Source organism: Nonomuraea sp. ATR24 (genome assembly GCF_041950485.1).
In the GTDB taxonomy this organism is placed as follows: Bacteria; Actinomycetota; Actinomycetes; order Streptosporangiales; family Streptosporangiaceae; genus Nonomuraea; species Nonomuraea ceibae.
This window is the reverse complement of sequence record NZ_JBGNUU010000045.1, coordinates 1-15,696: the sequence shown is the minus strand read 5'-3', so window position 1 is coordinate 15,696 and position 15,696 is coordinate 1. Positions and strand designations below refer to the sequence as shown.

Genomic DNA, 15,696 nt, shown 5'->3' with positions numbered 1-15,696 from the left:
CACCCGCCACGGCCACAGCCACCCCAAGCGGCTGACCCCCGCCTTTTCGCCCGCCCTGCCAACCCCGCGCCCCCATCCCCCAAGGGCGGCGGGCCGGTGCCGTACGCGCCGCGGAGCGCCGTACGCGTTGCGCCGGACCCCACCGTCCCCCCTCCTCGCCGCACCGGCGCCGGGAAGGGGCGAACGGGCGCGCTCGTCGCCCCGGCCACGGCGGGACGGCGCCGTGCGTGCCCCATCCCTCAAGGGCGGGCAGGCCGATGCCGCACACGCCCCGAAGCGCCGTGCGCGTTGCGCCGGACTCCACCGTCCCCCCTCCTCGCCGCACCGGCGCCCGGGAGGGGCAGACGGGCGCGCGGTCACCGACCCCCGCTACGGCGGGCCGGGTGCCGTACGCCCCCCGAAGCGCCGTGCGCGTTGCGCCGGACTCCGCCGTCCTCCTTCTCGCCGCACCGGCGCCGGGGAGGGGGTCGCTCGTCGCACCCGCCACGGCGGGACGGCGCCGGGGCGGCGGGTGGTCAGCGGCGGCGGCAGAGCATGAGTTCGGTGGTGGGGCTTTCGCGGAGGACGCGGACGAGGCGGCGTTCGAGGGGGTGGAGAAGGGCGCCGGCGAGCCAGCCGGTGACCTCCGTCAGGGTGACGGCGCGCAGGAGGCCGCCCCAGAGCTTGCGCCAGAGGGGGTGGGCGTCGACCTGGGCGTTCATGAGCACGAGCATGGGGACGCGGCGGATGACGTCGAAGCCGGCCTCGTCGAGGGCGGCGGTGATCCACGGGAGCGTGTGGTTGACCTGGTAGTCGGAGCGCTGCTCGGGCCGGTGGAGGAAGTTCTCCGACAGGACGAAGACGCCGCCCGGCCGGACGGCCTCGCCGATGGAGCGCAGCGCGGCCTTGTAGCGGTCGTCGTCGGTGATGTGGAAGAGCATGTCCATCGCCGACACCACGTCGTAGGAGCCGGGTTCGAGGGCGCCGGCGGGATCGGCGATGTCGAGGCGGAGGAAGGAGGCGCTGGGGAAGCGTTCGCGGAGCCGGTCGACGGCGGCCTGGGTGAGGTCGCTGCCGGTGATCGTCTCGACGCCGAGGGCGCGCCACTGGCGGATGTAGAAGCCGGTGCCGGAGCCGACGTCGAGGACCCGGGCCTTGGTCAGGTCGAGCGGGATGGCGGCGGCTTCACGGCGGAAGCCTTCGGCGCGCACCCGGTACATCCAGATGTTGAACGCGCGGCCGAGCGCCTTGTAGCCGACTCCGCTCTCGGTCCAGTCGGACTGCAGGCGTGATTCCCAGAAGTCTTTCAGTTCGGCGTGTGGCTTCATCGGATGAGATTTGCAGCACACTCCCGAGCCGTCAAACCGGGACGGCCCCGATGGGGACCGTCCCGGAGGAATGGGTCAGGCGGTGCAGGCGGCGTGGACGCGGTCGGCGGCTTCGGCGAGCGGGATCTCGCTCTTCTCGCCGGTGGCGCGGTCGCGCAGCTCGACGACGCCCTGGGCGAGGCCGCGGCCGACGATGAGGATGGTGGGCAGGCCGAGGAGCTCGGCGTCCTTGAACTTGACGCCGGGTGAGACCTGGGGCCGGTCGTCGACGAGGACGCGCAGGCCGCGGGACTCCAGCTCGGCGGCCAGCTCCAGGGCGACTTCGACCTGGCGCTCCTTACCGGTGCCGACGATGTGCACGTCGGCGGGGGCGACCTCGCGCGGCCACACGAGGCCGAGCTGGTCGTGGGCCTGCTCGGCGATGACGGCGACGGCGCGGGAGACGCCGATGCCGTAGGAGCCCATGGTGATGCGGACGGGCTTGCCGTCGGGGCCGAGGGCGTCGAGGCCGGCGGCGTCGGCGTACTTGCGGCCGAGCTGGAAGATGTGGCCGATCTCGATGCCGCGGTCGATGGACAGCCCGGAACCGCAGCGGGGGCAGGGGTCGCCGGCGCGCACCTCGGCGGCCTCGATGAACCCGTCGGGGGTGAAGTCGCGGCCGGCGACGACGTTGACGGCGTGCTTGCCGGGCTCGTTGGCGCCGGTCACCCAGGAGGTGCCGTCGACGACGCGGGGGTCGACGAGGTAGCGGATGCCGAGGTCGCTCAGCACCTGCGGGCCGATGTAGCCGCGGACGAGGCCGGGGTGCTTGGCGAAGTCGTCGGCTTCGAAGATTGCGGGCTCGCCGGGGGCGAGCGCGGCCTCCAGGCGCTTGAAGTCGACCTCGCGGTCGCCGGGGACGCCGACGACGAGGGTCTCGACCTTGTCGGAGCCGGGGGTGGTGACCTTGACGACGACGTTCTTGAGGGTGTCGGCGGCGGTGACGGACAGGCCGTGGTGCTCGTTGAGGTGGGCGACCAGGGTGTCGATCGTGGGGGTGCCGGGGGTGTCGAGGACCTTGAGCGCGTCGAGGCCGTCGAGGGCCCGGGCGGCGGGCGCGGGGGTGGTGACGGCTTCGGCGTTGGCGGCGTAGCCGCAGGAGTGGCAGGCGACGAAGGTGTCCTCGCCGGTGGGGGTGGGGGCCAGGAACTCCTCGGAGGCGGAGCCGCCCATCGCGCCGGAGGTGGCGAACACGATCTTGTACGTGATGCCGAGGCGGTCGAAGGTGCGGATGTAGGTGTCGCGGTGGGCCTCGTAGGAGCGCTTGAGGCCGTCGTCGTCGAGGTCGAAGGAGTAGGAGTCCTTCATGATGAACTCGCGGCCGCGCAGGATGCCGGCCCGGGGCCGTGCCTCGTCGCGATATTTCGTCTGAATTTGGTAAAGGGTGACCGGATAGTCCTTGTAGGAGGAATATTCGCCCTTCACCAGATCGGTGAACAGCTCCTCGTGCGTGGGGCCGAGCAGATAGTCGGCGCCCTTGCGGTCCTTGAGCCGGAAGAGCGTGTCGCCGTATTCGGTCCAGCGGCCGGTGGCCTCGTAGTATTCGCGGGGCAGCAGGGCGGGGAAGAGCACTTCCTGGCCGCCCATCCGGTTCATCTCCTCGCGGACGACGCGGGCGACGTTCTCCATGACGATCTTGCCGAGCGGGAGCCAGGAGTAAATGCCGGGCGCGACGCGGCGCACGTAACCGGCGCGGACGAGGAGCTTGTGGCTCGGCACTTCCGCGTCTGCCGGGTCGTCCCGCAGGGTGCGAAGAAACAACGACGACATGCGCAGCAACACGGCCACTCCTCGGTCGAGCCTGATGTGAGGGCTACAGGCTATCGACTCCGGGACGCCCGCCGCGCGCGCTCAAACCGCTACGGTGATCCAGCCGCCCATGGCCGCGGCCAGCCCGGTGGCGAACAGCCCCGCGAGCCCCACCGCGCACGCCAGCGCCCGCGCCCGGCCGCCGGCGCCCCGGCGCAGGGCGAGCACCACCCCGATGGCCCCCGCGCCGATCAGCACGGCGGGGATCGGCCAGAAGGAGCGCTCGTCGCCGATGAACCCGGGCGTCGCCCGGTCCACGACGTCGGCCAGCACGAGCGCGCCGATGACGCCGGCCGCGTAGTCGCCCCACCGGTCCTTCCTGCGGGTCACGTACGCGAGCAGGCCGGTGCCGACGAGCAGGGCGACGGTCCAGTTGAGGCCGGCGGGACTGCCGCCGATGATGTCGAAGTCGAGGTCGCCCCGCAGCGCGCTGCCGCCCATCGCGGCGACCAGCATCGACACGGCGGCCAGGAACGTGGTCAGCAGCGCCCAGCCGAACCCGGACGCGCTCGCCCCGACGGCCAGCGCCATCGCGAGGTAGACGTACGGGTCGTAGACGTGCTCCAGCCAGCCCGGCCCCCGGCCGGCGGTGATCATGCCGATGAAGCCGACGGCCAGTCCGCCCAGGAAGGCCGCCAGCAGATGACGTTCGATGCCACGCTGCCGCCGGTCGTATTCGGCGAAGTCGGCATACTCGATCGCGGTTTTCTCCATCCCCATTCCCTGGTCATCCCACCCCCGGCGATTCTCCAGGGACGACCACATCCAGATTATGTGATCGTACATAAAAGGCAAATTTCGGTTAACCGTAAGCAATCTTGGCGGTGGGAATGGGAAAAGGATCAACCGCCGAGAAGTTCTTCCCAGGGGTGGCGGGTGTTGGTGCGGCGGGTGGTGTCGAGGGCCTCGGCCAGCCGCCAGAACCCCGGGCGGGCGCGGTCGCGGACGCGGCCCACCGGGTCGACGGCGCGCAGCTCGAAGCGGACGCCCATGACGTCGAGCACCGCGCGCGAGTTGCCGCAGGGGCCCGCCGGGGTGGCGTCGAGCAGGGCGGCGACCTCGGAGGCGTAGGGGCCGTCGCGCCATTCGATGTGCCAGCTGTGGTCGGCCCCCCGCCACCAGGTCAGGTCGCGGGCCGCCTCGATGAACTCCGCCTTGGTCGCCAGCGCGGCCATGACGCGGCCGAACGCCTCGAATCTCAGCGATTCGGTCAGATGCCTCCGCGGCCCGTGCTTTCGCCTCACGAACAACCACTCTGATCGCGACCGCACCCATCCCGCAAGCCCTGGCGACCTTGAGGCCCGGGGCCCGGGAGAGGAGGATCGGGGTGAGGCGCCAGCGGATCGGGGATACATCGGATCTGGCGGGCATAGGGAGGCAGCGTGACGTTGCGCGTGGCGGTCATCGGTTCGGGACCCGCCGGGATCTACACGGCCGAGGCGCTGGTCAAGCAGTCGGCCGAGGACGTCGAGGTGGACGTGCTCGAACGGCTGCCGACGCCGTACGGCCTGGTCCGCTACGGCGTCGCGCCCGACCACACCTCGATCAAGTCGATCGCCGGCTACCTGCGCAGGGTGCTGGAGCTGCCGCAGGTGCGCTTCCTGGGCGGAGTCACGCTCGGCGAGCACCTGTCGGTGGCGGACCTGCTGACCTGCTACGACGCGGTCGTCTACGCCACCGGGGCGATGGTCGACCGGCGGCTCGGCATCCCCGGCGAGGACCTGCCGGGCAGCGTGGCGGCCACCGACTTCGTCAACTGGTACTGCGGGCATCCGGACGTCGACCCGTCGCGGTTCACGCTCGACAGCCCCGAGGTCGCGGTGATCGGCGTCGGCAACGTGGCCGTGGACGTGGTGCGGGTGCTGGCCAAGACCGCCGAGGAGCTGAGCGCCACCGACGTGCCGCACGACGTGCTCGAACGGCTCGGCGACAGCCAGGTCAAGGCCATCCACATGATCGGCCGGCGTGGCCCCGAGCACGCCAAGTTCACGCTCAAGGAGCTGCGCGAGCTCGGCGCGCTGGCCAACGCCGACGTGTGCGTGCGCCCGGAGGAGGCCGCCGTGCTCGGCGGCGACTTCCCGCGCCAGGTGCGCGGCAACATCGAGGTGCTCCAGTCGTGGGCGAGCCGCGAGCCCGCCGGCCGGCCGCGCCGCCTGGACGTGCGCTTCTGGCTGCGGCCCGTCGAGATCCTCGGCGCCGAGCGGGTCGAGGGGCTCCGGCTCGAACGGACCCGCCTGTCGGACGAGGGCCGCGTGGTGGGCACCGGCGAGTACGAGACGCTGCCGGTCGGCATGGTGCTGCGCTCGGTCGGCTACCAGAGCGTGCCGCTGCCCGGGGTGCCGTTCTCGCAGGAGACGATGACGGTGCCGAACGTGGCGGGGCGGGTGCGCGAGCGCGAGTACGTCGCGGGCTGGCTCAAGCGCGGCCCGACCGGCGTGATCGGCACGAACAAGTCCGACGCCGCCGAGACCGTCCGCACGCTGCTGTCCGACCTGGCCGGCGCCCGTCCCGGCGGGCTCGCCTCCGTCGACGGCCTGCTGGCCGAGCGGGGCGTCCGCCCGGTCACGTACGCGGAATGGCTGGAGATCGAGGCCGCCGAGGCCGAGCTGGCCAGGACGCTGGGCCGAGGCGAACGGGTCAAGCTGGTCGGCCTGGACGCCATGCTGCGAGCCTGCCGCCCCTGACCGGCCCTGTTCGGCCCTGTTCGGCCCCATTCGGAAGGCATCGGATGCTCGACTTCGACCAGGTTCACCGCGAGCAGCAGGCGCTCTACCCCGCCGCTGAGCCCGGCTGGCAGCCCGTGCACACCGTGTACGTGCCGGCCGACCGGTTCTCGGCGGGCACCGTGGCCGCGTGGGGAGAGGAGGCGCTGGGCCTGGTCAAGGCGCATCTGGCCGGGCCGGACGAGCTCGCCGGGGTGTTCGGCGTGCCCGACGGGATCGCAGGTGACGTGCACGGCAGGCTGGTGCGCAAGCTGGCTGCCGAGCCGGTCGAGGACCTGCGGGTGGACTTCGAGGACGGCTACGGCGGCGGGCCGGACGACGAGGACGGGCACGTCGACCAGGCCGTGGAGGCGCTGGCCGCGATGCACGCGGCCGGGACGCTGCCGAGGCGGTGGGGGCTGCGGGTGAAGTCGTTCGCCGACGGCGACCCGGCACGCTCGACGCGGACGCTCGACCGGTTCGTCACCGGCTTGGCCGGGCGGGCCGGCGGGCTGCCGGAGGGTTTCGTGGTGACCTTCCCGAAGGTCCTGATGGAGGCGTATCTGGGGATGTTCGCCGGGTTCCTCCAGGGGCTGGACGACCGGGCGGGGCGGCGGCTGCGGTTCGAGATGCAGGTGGAGGCGCCGCAGACGGTGCGGTTCCTGCGCGCGGGGCTGACATGCGGCGGGCGGCTGGCCGCGGCGCACTTCGGCGTGTTCGACTACACGGCGGCGATCGGGCTGCCGCCGCACGAGCAGCGGCTCGACCATCCGGCGTGCGACCATGCCAGGCACGTGATGCAGACGGCCTACGCGGGCACCGGCGTGGAGCTGTCGGACGGGTCGCTGGCCGCCTCGCCCGCCTCCGGCTCGGCGGAGGACGTACGGGCGCTGTGGCGGCGGCACGCCGGGCTGGTGCGCCACTCGCTGGCGCACGGCTTCCACCAGGGCTGGGACATGCATCCGTCCCACCTGGTGAGCAGGTTCGCCACGGTGTACTCCTTCCACCTGGCGACCTACGACTCCTACCGCGAGCGGGTGCGGGCCTGGCGGGAGCGGCGGCCGGTCGGCGGCGTCCTGGACGAGCCGGCCACGATCCGCACGCTGGAGTCGGCCCTGCGCAGGGCCGACGCGGCGCTCGGCTGACCGGCCCGGCGGCTCAGTCGCGCTCGACGAGCGCCCGCCAGCGGCGGACCATGTGCGGGTCGATGGGCTCCGACCAGTCGCGGCGCACGGCCGAGCCGACGTGGAAGGCGCGCACGCCGTAGTCGAGCAGGTCGGGCACGTGGTGGGGCTTGAGGCCGCCGCCGGCCAGGATGATGGACCCGTCTCCGGCGTCCGCGCGTCCCTTGAGCACGGGCAGGCCGTCGCCCACGCCGAGCGGCGAGCCCGCGGTGAGCACGGTCGCCAGGTTGGGCAGCAGCCGCACGGCCCGCCAGGCCGCCTGCACGTCGGCGGCGTGGTCGACGGCCCGGTGAAAGGTCCACGGCAGCGGCGAGACGGCGTGGATGAGCGCCTCCGTGGCCGCCAGGTCCACCGCGCCGGCCTCGTCGAGGAACCCGAACACGAACCCGGCGGCGCCCGCCTGCGCCAGCTCCCTGGCGTCCTGGCGCAGGCGTTCCAGCTCCTCGGGGGTCCCGGCGAACCCGGGGCCGCCGCGCAACATCACCATCTGCGGCAGCGGGCACGCGGCGGCGATGGCCGCGACCGTCTCCGGGGCGGGCGTCAGCCCGTCGGCCGCCATGTCGGCGACGACCTCCAGGCGGTCGGCGCCGCCCTCTTCAGCGGCCACGGCGTCGCGCACGTCAAGCGCGATCACCTCAAGGAGGGATCCGGTCATGCAGCAGAGGTTATATGGTGCTCTGCACCTTTTTGCGCGAATAGAGATCCCCGCGTTCGCCCGGCCGGAGAACCCCGGGGACCGGCGTCAGGCGCTGATCAGCTCGGGCAGGGTCAGATCGCGGAAGGCCGTGATCGCCGAGTCGGCCGCCGGGCGCTGGAAGAGCGCGCCGGACGCGCGATGCGGCAGGTCCACCGTGCGCACGTGCCGGAAGCCCCGGCCCCGGTAGTAGTCCTGCAGCCGCCGGTTTCCCTTGGCGCAGTCCAGCCGCAGCCACGGCAGCCCCGCCGCGTACGTGGTCGCCCCGGCCCAGTCGAGCAGCGCGTCACCCAGGCCGCTGCCCGACCAGGGGCGGGCGATGGCCAGCTTGTGCACGTACAGCGCGGCGCCGGGGTCGTCGTCCGGCGCCCAGAACTCGGGGTCGGCGTGGCCGTCCAGGGCGATGGTGGCGACCGGCCGGGCCGAGCCGTCCGGGTCGAAGTAGCGCAGCTCGTCGTCGAGCAGGAACAGCACCCGCTCCTCGATCAGCGGCTCGATGCGCTCGGGGCCGAAGCCCGCCCGGGGCCACTGGCGTACGCCCCGGGTGTGCAGCCACTCGGCGGTGTCGGCGAGGAGCGTGAGCACGCCCGGGAGGTCGGCGGGCTCGGCGCGGCGGAGGGTCAGCGGGTGCAGCAGCGTGTTCGCGTGCATGGGTCTGCCTTTCGTTGCGAGGGGTGGCCGAATCGACACAGAGCGTAATCGCTCAATGGGACACAAACCCGACAGGGCTAGATAACCCGATATATGCGGATAAATCGCTATTAGGGAGCGGTGCACCACTCCCCAACGCTCAGCGAGACGGCAAGCTCACTGGGCCGCGGCCGGCGGGATCACCCCCAAGCAAGGCCGCTCAGCGGCGGTCGAGCTCGTATCTGATCAGATGCTTGTCGGCAGGCAGCACCGACACCGCGACGCGCACCGGCATGTCGCCCTCGTCGTAACCGACCCGGACATAGACCACAACAGGGGTGCCAAGCTCAAGCTGGAGCCGCTCGGCCTCCTCCTGGTTGGGCATGCGGGCCCAGATGTCGTCCACCACGCGCACCTGCGCGTGTCCCAGCTCCTCCAGCACCCGGTTGGCGCCGCGCTCGATGTCCCCGGGCCGGGCGATCTCGGAGTTGGCGACCAGGTCCCGGGGGAAGTAGGAGTCGTTCGTGTTGTAGGGCTGGCCGTCCACGAACCGCAGGCGGCGGCGCACCACCGCGAGCTGTCCGTCGGCCAGCTCGAGCCGGCTGGCGATCTCCTCCACGGGGGAGACGGTCAGCACCTCGATGTACTGGCTGGGGGCACGGCCTTCCTGCGTCACGGCGTAGGCGAAGGCTTCACGCAGCTCTCCCGTGGGCTGCGGTTCCAGCTCTCGCTGCGGATAGATGAGCAGCGGCCTGCGGTCTCTGACCACCGTTCCGCGTCGTGGCGTACGCGTGACAAGCCCCTCATTGACCAACTCCCCGAGGGCCAACCTGACGGTGTTGCGGCTCACCCCATGGTCTTCCATGAGCTGCGCCTCAGTCGGCAGCTGCGCTCCGGGGCCGAGTACGCCGGAGTAGATGGCCCTTCGTAGCTCCGAAGCCACCTGCTGATACAGCACCGACCTTGCCACTTTCACCCCTTTTGTTCCAACAATTTAGACGATCTGGTTCTAGCAGGCCATCACCCCTTGACCGGACGGCATCGGGAGCCGCATCATCCATTCGTTGGTACAAATCCATCGAAAGGCCGGTGAGGGGGTGAGGGCCGGTGGTGCCGGTCCACGCGGGTACGCCGTACCTGCCCTGGGACTCCCCCCGTGATGCAACACGTTTACTGCGTTACGCGTTGCCTCGCCAGGGATTCACCCACACCTACCAGAGCAGCGGGTACGGTATGTCCGCACTTTCCGAGTCAGCCGAGCTGAACGTGTGGTGCGAGGACGGGTCCCTCGTCTGGCACGAGGGGAGCGCCCCCGTCCGCCACCCCATCGACGACCCGGCCGGCGCGGCGGATCGCATCGCCGCAGGTTACCGACACCCGGAGTCCTCGCAAGAGGGTCACTCCCCCACCATCTCCGTGCGCGAACCCACGGTCTAGGACTCCATCCCTCGCCGGAGTCCTGGCGCCGCCGCTCACGGGGCAGGAAGCGCGCCCTGGCGGGTCCCCCACGCCCGCCTGGGCGCGCGATCCACTCCAGAGGCCCTAGCAAGCGCTTGGGCCTCTTTCGCGTTACGATGAGGCCGGCGCGGCGGGCGTACCGCTTGACAGCCTTCCGGGGGCGAGCCTAACGTCCAAGCAAGCGCTTGGTTTATACGAGGAGGCGGCCCATGACCCCCCACGCTGCCCGGCCCATCGCGCCGAGCCGGCACCCGGGCCTGGCGATCCCCCGGCCGCGCCGCACCCCGGCCGCCGCCACTCCCCCCGCGCCCGCCGTTCCGACCGCTCCCGCCGTCCCGGTGGTTCCCGCGCCCCGGCCCGACAGCGCGCGGTTCCGGTCGGTGCTCGGCCGGTTCGCCACCGGCGTCGTCGCCATCACCGCGCTCGACCCGGTCGACGGCAGCCCGTGCGGCCTGGCGGCCAACTCCTTCACCTCGGTGTCGCTGGACCCGCCGCTGGTGGGCTTCTGCGTGGCCCACACCAGCACGAGCTGGCCCCGGCTGCGCGCCACCCGCGCCGTGACCGTGAACGTGCTGGCCGAGCACCAGCGCGCGGCCTGCGCCCAGCTCGCCTCGCGGGGCGGCGACAAGTTCGCCGGCCTCGGCTGGACGCCGTCCCCCGCCGGCAACCCGGTGCTCGACGGCGCGCTCGCCTGGCTCGACTGCTCGATCGAGGCCGAGCACCGGGCCGGCGACCACATGATCGTGGTGGCCCGGGTGCACCGGTTCGACACGCTCGGCGACGGCGGGCCGCTGCTGTTCTTCCGAGGCGGTTACGGAGCGTTCACGTCCGCCCCCTAGGCGCGGGACCTGGGCCGCTCTACTGTCCGCAGTATGGGCACACGCTCCTCGTACCTGCTCGACGTCCTGATGACGGAGTTCGGTGAGTCGATCACCACCGATCCGTCCGCATTCAGGCGCAAGTTCCGGAAGATGGCGGCCTCCCCCTTCGCGTTCTACCGGGGCAGCGCCTGCCTGTTCTACGCCGACCTCACCGGGCCGTTCGCCGACGACTCCTACCTGGACGAGGCCACCAGCCGGGTGTGGATCCACGGCGACCTGCACGCGGAGAACTTCGGCACGTACATGAACGCCTCCGGCGTGCTGGTCTTCAACGTCAACGACTTCGACGAGGCGTACGTGGGCCCGTACGTCTGGGACCTCAAGCGGTTCGCCGCCAGCGTCGCCCTGCTCGGCTACGCCAAGGCGCTGTCGGACGCGGCGATCGGCGAGCTGGTCGGCGGGTTCGCGGGGGCGTACCTGACCGAGCTGACGGCGATCGCCCGGGGCGGCGACGACGCGATCGGCTCGCTCACCCTCGACACCACCTCGGGCGTGCTGCACCGGGTGCTGCAGACGGCCCGGCTCAGCACGCGGGTGGCGATGCTGGACGCGGAGACCGTGGTGGAGGACTACGACCGGCGCTTCGCGTTCATGGAGGGGCGCGTGCCGGTGGCCGACGGGATGCGGGCGTCGGTGCGGGCCGCGTTCGAGGACTACCTGACCACGCTGCCCGCCCCGGCCACCCCGGCGAACCCGGTCGAGCACGTCATCAAGGACATGGCGCTGCGCAAGGGCGTGGGCATCGGCTCGGCCGGGCTGCCCTCCTACAACCTGCTGCTGGAGGGCCGTTCGCAGGCCCTGGAGAACGACGTCATCCTCTACATGAAGCAGGCCCAGGTCCCGGCCGTGGCCCGGTACGTCACCGACGAGAAGGTCTCCCGCTACTTCCGGCACCAAGGGCACCGGACCGCCGAGTCGCAGCGCGCCCTCCAGGCGTACGCCGATCCGTGGCTCGGCCACACCACGCTGAACGGCGTCGGCCAGCTCGTCGCCGAGGTGTCCCCGTACTCGGCCGACCTCGACTGGGACGACGTGAACGAGCCCGCCGAGCTGCACGCGATCGTGCGGGACCTGGGGCGGGCGGTGGCGCGCATGCACGCGGTCGCCGACGACGACTCCAGCCACGACCTGGTGAGCTTCTCGACGGAGGCGGCGATCGTGGCGGTGGCCGGCGGCGACGCGGGCGGGTTCACCGCGATGCTGGTGGAGTTCGCGCACCGCTACGGGGCGCAGGCCCGCGAGGACCACCGGCGGTTCGTGGACCTGTTCCGCAACGGCCGCCTTCCAGGGGTGTGACGACCGACCGGTCGGTATGGCATGCTTCCGGAATATGACTCTGTTCTCGGTGGAAGGCAAGACAGTCGTCGTCACGGGCGGGTCGCGCGGCATCGGCCGCATGATCGCGGCAGGGTTCGCGGCGGCCGGCGCGAAGGTCCACATCACCGCCCGCAAGGCGGCCGAGGTCGAACGGACGGCCGCCGAGCTGGGCTGCTCCTCGGTGGTCGCCGACCTGTCCACCTCCGAAGGGGTGGCCGCGCTGGAGGCGGCCGTGGACGGCCCGGTGCACGTCCTGGTCAACAACGCGGGCGCCACCTGGGGCGCGCCGCTCGCGGACTATCCGGAGAGCGCCTTCGACAAGCTCTGGAACATCAACGTCAAGGGCGTCTTCTACGTCACCCAGCGCCTCCTGCCCCAGCTGCGCGAGGCCGCCACCGCCGACGACCCGGCACGGGTGATCAACGTCGGGTCCATCGACGGGATCAAGGTGCCGTCGATGGAGACGTTCGCCTACTCGGCCACCAAGTCCGGCGTCCACATGCTGACCCGGCACCTGGCCAAGCAGCTAGCCCGCGAGCACATCACGGTCAACGCGCTGGCCCCCGGGCCGTTCGAGTCCAAGATGATGGCCTTCGCGCTCGACGACCCCGCCACGCGCGACGCCATCTCGGCGAGCGTGCCGCTGGGCCGGATCGGCCGCCCCGACGACATGGCCGGAGCGGCGATCTTCCTGGCGTCGCGGGCCGGGGCCTACCTGACCGGGACCGTCATCCCGGTGGACGGCGGCATCTCCTGCTGACCGGCCCAAGTCAGAGCAGCTCGCGCAGCGCCGTGGCCAGGCTCGCCGCCGCACCCGGCTCGTAGCGCAGATAGAGGTACGGCTCCGTCAGCTCCAGCTCGATGACCGCCGGGCTGCCGTCGGGGAGCCGGACCAGGTCGATCCGGGCGTAAAGAAGGGCCTGGGGGATGGCGGCAAGCACCTTCTCCGCGAGTTCGACCTGGTCCGGGGCCGGGGTGCGCACTTCGGCCCGTGCGTTGTCGGCACCGGTCATGCCGGGCGTGAGCATCGGGGTGCGCCGGACGGCGTGGCTGAGACGGCGGTTGAAGTAGAGGAGCGAGGTCTCGCCCTCGGCCTCGACCATGTCGAGATAGGGCTGGACCATGGGGGTGCGGCCGGCGGCCTCCAGGGCCGCGGCGTGCGCACCGGCCCGGTCGCGGTCGGTGGTCCTGATCGTGTCGCGGGCGCCCGCGGAGATCGCGGGCTTGACGACGTACTCGTCCCAGCGCGGCAGGTCGTGCGCCGACCAGTGCGTCGGCACCGTCGGAACGCCGAGGTCGCGCAGATAGGTCTTGTCGGTGTTGGCCTCGATGACGGAGGCCGGGTTGAGGAGCCGGGAAACCTGCTCCACCCGCCTGGTCCAGGCCAGGAACTCCGCCCTGCGGTCGACGTAGTCCCAGACCGAGCGGACCACGACGGCGTCGTAGGCGCTCCAGTCGACGCCGGGGTCGTCCCAGCGTTCGGTGCCACCTTCGATGCCCTGTTCGCGCCAGGCGGCCAGGGCGAGCTCGCGCTCGTCGTCGTGCGTGTCGGGGTCGTCAAACGTCGCATATGCACAGGTAGCCATCCGCTGATGCTAATAGCGGACAGAACAAATGCCGATTGCGGGCCTGCTGGTTACGGGGTGGCTGGCTACGGGGTTGGTCGTTGCGGGGCTTATTGCGGAGGGGTTGATGCCGGAGAGGGGCCCACGCGCCCGTGCCCAGGCCCGGGCGCGTGGGCGGAGGTCACTAGTCGACCTCGACCTCCTGGCGGGCGGCGCTGTCGTCGGTCGCCACGTTGGCGTTGCCGTTGATGTTGTTGACGTTGGTCGAACCCCAGCCGCCGACGTTGCTGGTGCCGATGTTGGCGAAGTTGTTGCCCGTCTGCGACGACTCCTCGTTCCAGCTCGAGTTGTCGTTACGCGTGTCGGCCTGGGCCGGGGCGGCGAGCAGGGTGGCGCCGGCAGCGGCGGCCACGACGAAACCGGTCACGCAGAGCTTCTTGATCATGTCGATGTTCCTTCCGATGAGTGTTGCTGTTACGGGCCCGCCGGACGGGGCCGGCGGAATCGGGGAAGGCGGATCGCCTAGTAGAAGATGTAGGTCACGGAGATGCTTCCGTCGGAAGCGGTCGTGGCGATGCCGTTGAGGTTGTTGACGTTGACCGAGCGTCCCCACCCTTTGTTGGAGGCGCCGACGTGCGCGAAGTTGTTGCCGGCCTGGGAGGACTCGGAGTTGGTGCTCCAGTTGTCACTCCAGGTGTCCGCGTGAGCCGGGGCGGCCAGCAGCGTTACGCCCGCCGCCGCCGCGACCACGGCACCCGCCGCGCACAGCTTCTTGATCACTACAGCTCCTTCGCCAGAGGATTGGCTTCCAGGGGCAGCAGGCATGGGCCCGAGGTGACTACCGCCCCTTTGACCTGTCTTGACCCGGAGAGGTCAAGGTCAAAGCGAGCATATAACTATGGGTTGCCAATCGGTAGCTTTGAGTAATTAGAAGATTCTTCTGTGCCATGCTCGCTGACAGGAGGTGGCAGCGAGGGCCGTCTAGCGTCCGGCGCATGATCTACGAGTTGCGCCGCTACACGCTGCGGCCGGGGCGGCGGGAGACTCTGCTGTCGCTGTTCGAGCGGGAGTTCGTCGAGACGCAGGAGGCCGTCGGTATCGACGTCATCGGCCAGTTCCGCGACCTCGACGACCCCGACGCCTTCCCCTGGATCCGGGCGTTTCCCGACATGGCGGCCAGGAAGGCCGCGCTCACCGCGTTCTACACCGGACCGGCGTGGCAGGCGCACCGGGAGGCGGCCAACGCCACCATGATCGACTCGACCGACGTGCTGCTGCTGCGGCCCGCCGGGGGTCGTCTGCCCCGATGGGACCGGCCTCCCCTGGGTTCCGGGGAGGCGACCTCGTCACTGTGGGTGGCCACGATCTACCACGTCGGGCCGGGGTTCGAGGCGTTCTTCGCCGACGAGGTGGCGCCCCTGCTGGCGGCCGGCGGGACGCCTCCGGTGGCCTGCTTCGCCACCGAGCATGCGGAGAACACCTACCCCTTGCTGCCCGTCCGTACGGGGGAAGAGGTGTTCGTGTGGTTCGCCCGCTTCGAGAGGGAAGCGGACGAGCGGGTGGTCGACGTCCCGGCGCTCGCCCAGCGGCTCACCGCGCCACCCCGCCGCCTCCGCCTCACCCCCACCCCCCGCTCCACCCTCCGCTGACCCGGGCCACCGCACCGCAACCGGACCCAAGGCGGAGCGCGAGCCGAGGCGAGGCGCGGGCCGAGGCGGGGGCGCGGGCTGAGAGGGAGCCAGCGCCCGGCCGAAGGTTCAGCCGCCCACCGGAGCGGACGCGGAGGCACACCCTCCCACGGGGCCGCCGAGGGCCGACGCAGGGTGGGCGCCCCAGGCAGAGCGGCCCCCCGCAGGGCGGCCCCGGCGCGGGCCCAAGGTGGGGCTTCGGCGCAGGAGGCGGACGCGGGTGCCCACCCCGGCAGGACCGCTGGGGGCCCACTCTGGAGGGCCGACGCGGGAAAGGGCGGTCCCAGGTGGGGGTCGGCGCAGGAGGCAGGTGCGGTCGCGGGGCCGGCGCGGAGCCGGGGGCCGACCGGGCACGGAGGGGCGGGCACGGAGGGGTGGGCACGGAGGGGCGGGCGCGGAGGGGCGGGCACGGAGGGGTGGGC

General features: G+C 71.8%; 16 protein-coding genes and 1 pseudogene. 6 read left to right on the top strand and 11 right to left on the bottom strand.

Annotation, left to right across the window (positions count from 1 at the left end):
- Positions 1–515: 515 nt before the first annotated feature.
- The 4 genes from ACBI99_RS45745 to ACBI99_RS45730 all read right to left on the bottom strand — a co-directional run bounded on the left by ACBI99_RS45745 (position 516) and on the right by ACBI99_RS45730 (position 4,399).
- Positions 516–1,307: a class I SAM-dependent methyltransferase gene (locus ACBI99_RS45745; protein ID WP_219519152.1), complete on the bottom strand. Its 792-nt coding sequence runs from the start codon at positions 1,305–1,307 to the stop codon at positions 516–518.
- A 75-nt stretch (positions 1,308–1,382) separates the two neighbouring features.
- Positions 1,383–3,128 (bottom strand): proline--tRNA ligase, encoded by a 1,746-nt coding sequence (locus tag ACBI99_RS45740; protein ID WP_219519150.1) that lies wholly within the window; start codon positions 3,126–3,128, stop codon positions 1,383–1,385.
- Between the two features lie 69 nt (positions 3,129–3,197).
- The gene (locus ACBI99_RS45735) at positions 3,198–3,869 is read right to left on the bottom strand and encodes a hypothetical protein (RefSeq protein WP_219519147.1); all 672 of its coding nucleotides are present in this window, start codon (positions 3,867–3,869) and stop codon (positions 3,198–3,200) included.
- A 128-nt stretch (positions 3,870–3,997) separates the two neighbouring features.
- On the bottom strand, positions 3,998–4,399 hold the full coding sequence (locus tag ACBI99_RS45730) for a hypothetical protein (protein WP_308126253.1): 402 nt from the start codon (positions 4,397–4,399) through the stop codon (positions 3,998–4,000).
- Positions 4,400–4,537: 138 nt separating this feature from the next.
- Here ACBI99_RS45730 and ACBI99_RS45725 point away from each other — a divergent pair, with 138 nt between their 5' ends.
- Complete coding sequence (locus tag ACBI99_RS45725; protein WP_375075415.1) at positions 4,538–5,839, top strand: FAD-dependent oxidoreductase; 1,302 nt, start codon at positions 4,538–4,540, stop codon at positions 5,837–5,839.
- 44 nt (positions 5,840–5,883) lie between these two features.
- The gene (locus ACBI99_RS45720) at positions 5,884–7,002 is read left to right on the top strand and encodes a DUF6986 family protein (RefSeq protein ID WP_219519144.1); all 1,119 of its coding nucleotides are present in this window, start codon (positions 5,884–5,886) and stop codon (positions 7,000–7,002) included.
- Positions 7,003–7,015: 13 nt separating this feature from the next.
- Here ACBI99_RS45720 and ACBI99_RS45715 read toward each other — a convergent pair whose 3' ends face one another.
- From ACBI99_RS45715 to ACBI99_RS45700, 4 genes and pseudogenes are all read right to left on the bottom strand, one after another.
- The gene (locus ACBI99_RS45715) at positions 7,016–7,696 is read right to left on the bottom strand and encodes a copper homeostasis protein CutC (protein ID WP_219519141.1); all 681 of its coding nucleotides are present in this window, start codon (positions 7,694–7,696) and stop codon (positions 7,016–7,018) included.
- Positions 7,697–7,783: 87 nt separating this feature from the next.
- Entirely contained in the window at positions 7,784–8,386 is a 603-nt protein-coding gene (locus ACBI99_RS45710; protein WP_357585345.1) for a GNAT family N-acetyltransferase, read from the bottom strand.
- A gap of 199 nt (positions 8,387–8,585) precedes the next feature.
- Entirely contained in the window at positions 8,586–9,134 is a 549-nt protein-coding gene (locus ACBI99_RS45705) for a UTRA domain-containing protein (protein ID WP_308126254.1), read from the bottom strand.
- A 6-nt stretch (positions 9,135–9,140) separates the two neighbouring features.
- Positions 9,141–9,308 (bottom strand): annotated as a pseudogene (locus ACBI99_RS45700) (GntR family transcriptional regulator); the annotation flags it as partial.
- Positions 9,309–10,032: 724 nt separating this feature from the next.
- Between ACBI99_RS45700 and ACBI99_RS45695 the strand changes: the two are divergent.
- From ACBI99_RS45695 to ACBI99_RS45685, 3 genes are read left to right on the top strand one after another with little or no spacing between them, the layout of a single operon-like run.
- Entirely contained in the window at positions 10,033–10,662 is a 630-nt protein-coding gene (locus ACBI99_RS45695; RefSeq protein ID WP_219519132.1) for a flavin reductase family protein, read from the top strand.
- A 33-nt stretch (positions 10,663–10,695) separates the two neighbouring features.
- A complete protein-coding gene (locus ACBI99_RS45690) occupies positions 10,696–12,000 on the top strand; it encodes a DUF2252 domain-containing protein (protein WP_357585351.1) in 1,305 nt (434 codons plus the stop codon).
- A gap of 34 nt (positions 12,001–12,034) precedes the next feature.
- Entirely contained in the window at positions 12,035–12,781 is a 747-nt protein-coding gene (locus ACBI99_RS45685) for an SDR family oxidoreductase (protein WP_375075414.1), read from the top strand.
- Positions 12,782–12,791: 10 nt separating this feature from the next.
- On the opposite strand, the gene ACBI99_RS45680 is transcribed toward ACBI99_RS45685, so the two are convergent.
- From ACBI99_RS45680 to ACBI99_RS45670, 3 genes are all read right to left on the bottom strand, one after another.
- On the bottom strand, positions 12,792–13,607 hold the full coding sequence (locus tag ACBI99_RS45680) for a RimK family alpha-L-glutamate ligase (RefSeq protein ID WP_375075413.1): 816 nt from the start codon (positions 13,605–13,607) through the stop codon (positions 12,792–12,794).
- A 163-nt stretch (positions 13,608–13,770) separates the two neighbouring features.
- Entirely contained in the window at positions 13,771–14,031 is a 261-nt protein-coding gene (locus ACBI99_RS45675; protein WP_219510191.1) for a hypothetical protein, read from the bottom strand.
- Positions 14,032–14,108: 77 nt separating this feature from the next.
- A complete protein-coding gene (locus ACBI99_RS45670) occupies positions 14,109–14,366 on the bottom strand; it encodes a hypothetical protein (RefSeq protein WP_219510201.1) in 258 nt (85 codons plus the stop codon).
- A gap of 215 nt (positions 14,367–14,581) precedes the next feature.
- Here ACBI99_RS45670 and ACBI99_RS45665 point away from each other — a divergent pair, with 215 nt between their 5' ends.
- A complete protein-coding gene (locus ACBI99_RS45665) occupies positions 14,582–15,235 on the top strand; it encodes an NIPSNAP family protein (protein ID WP_375075412.1) in 654 nt (217 codons plus the stop codon).
- The last annotated feature ends 461 nt before the right edge of the window (positions 15,236–15,696 follow it).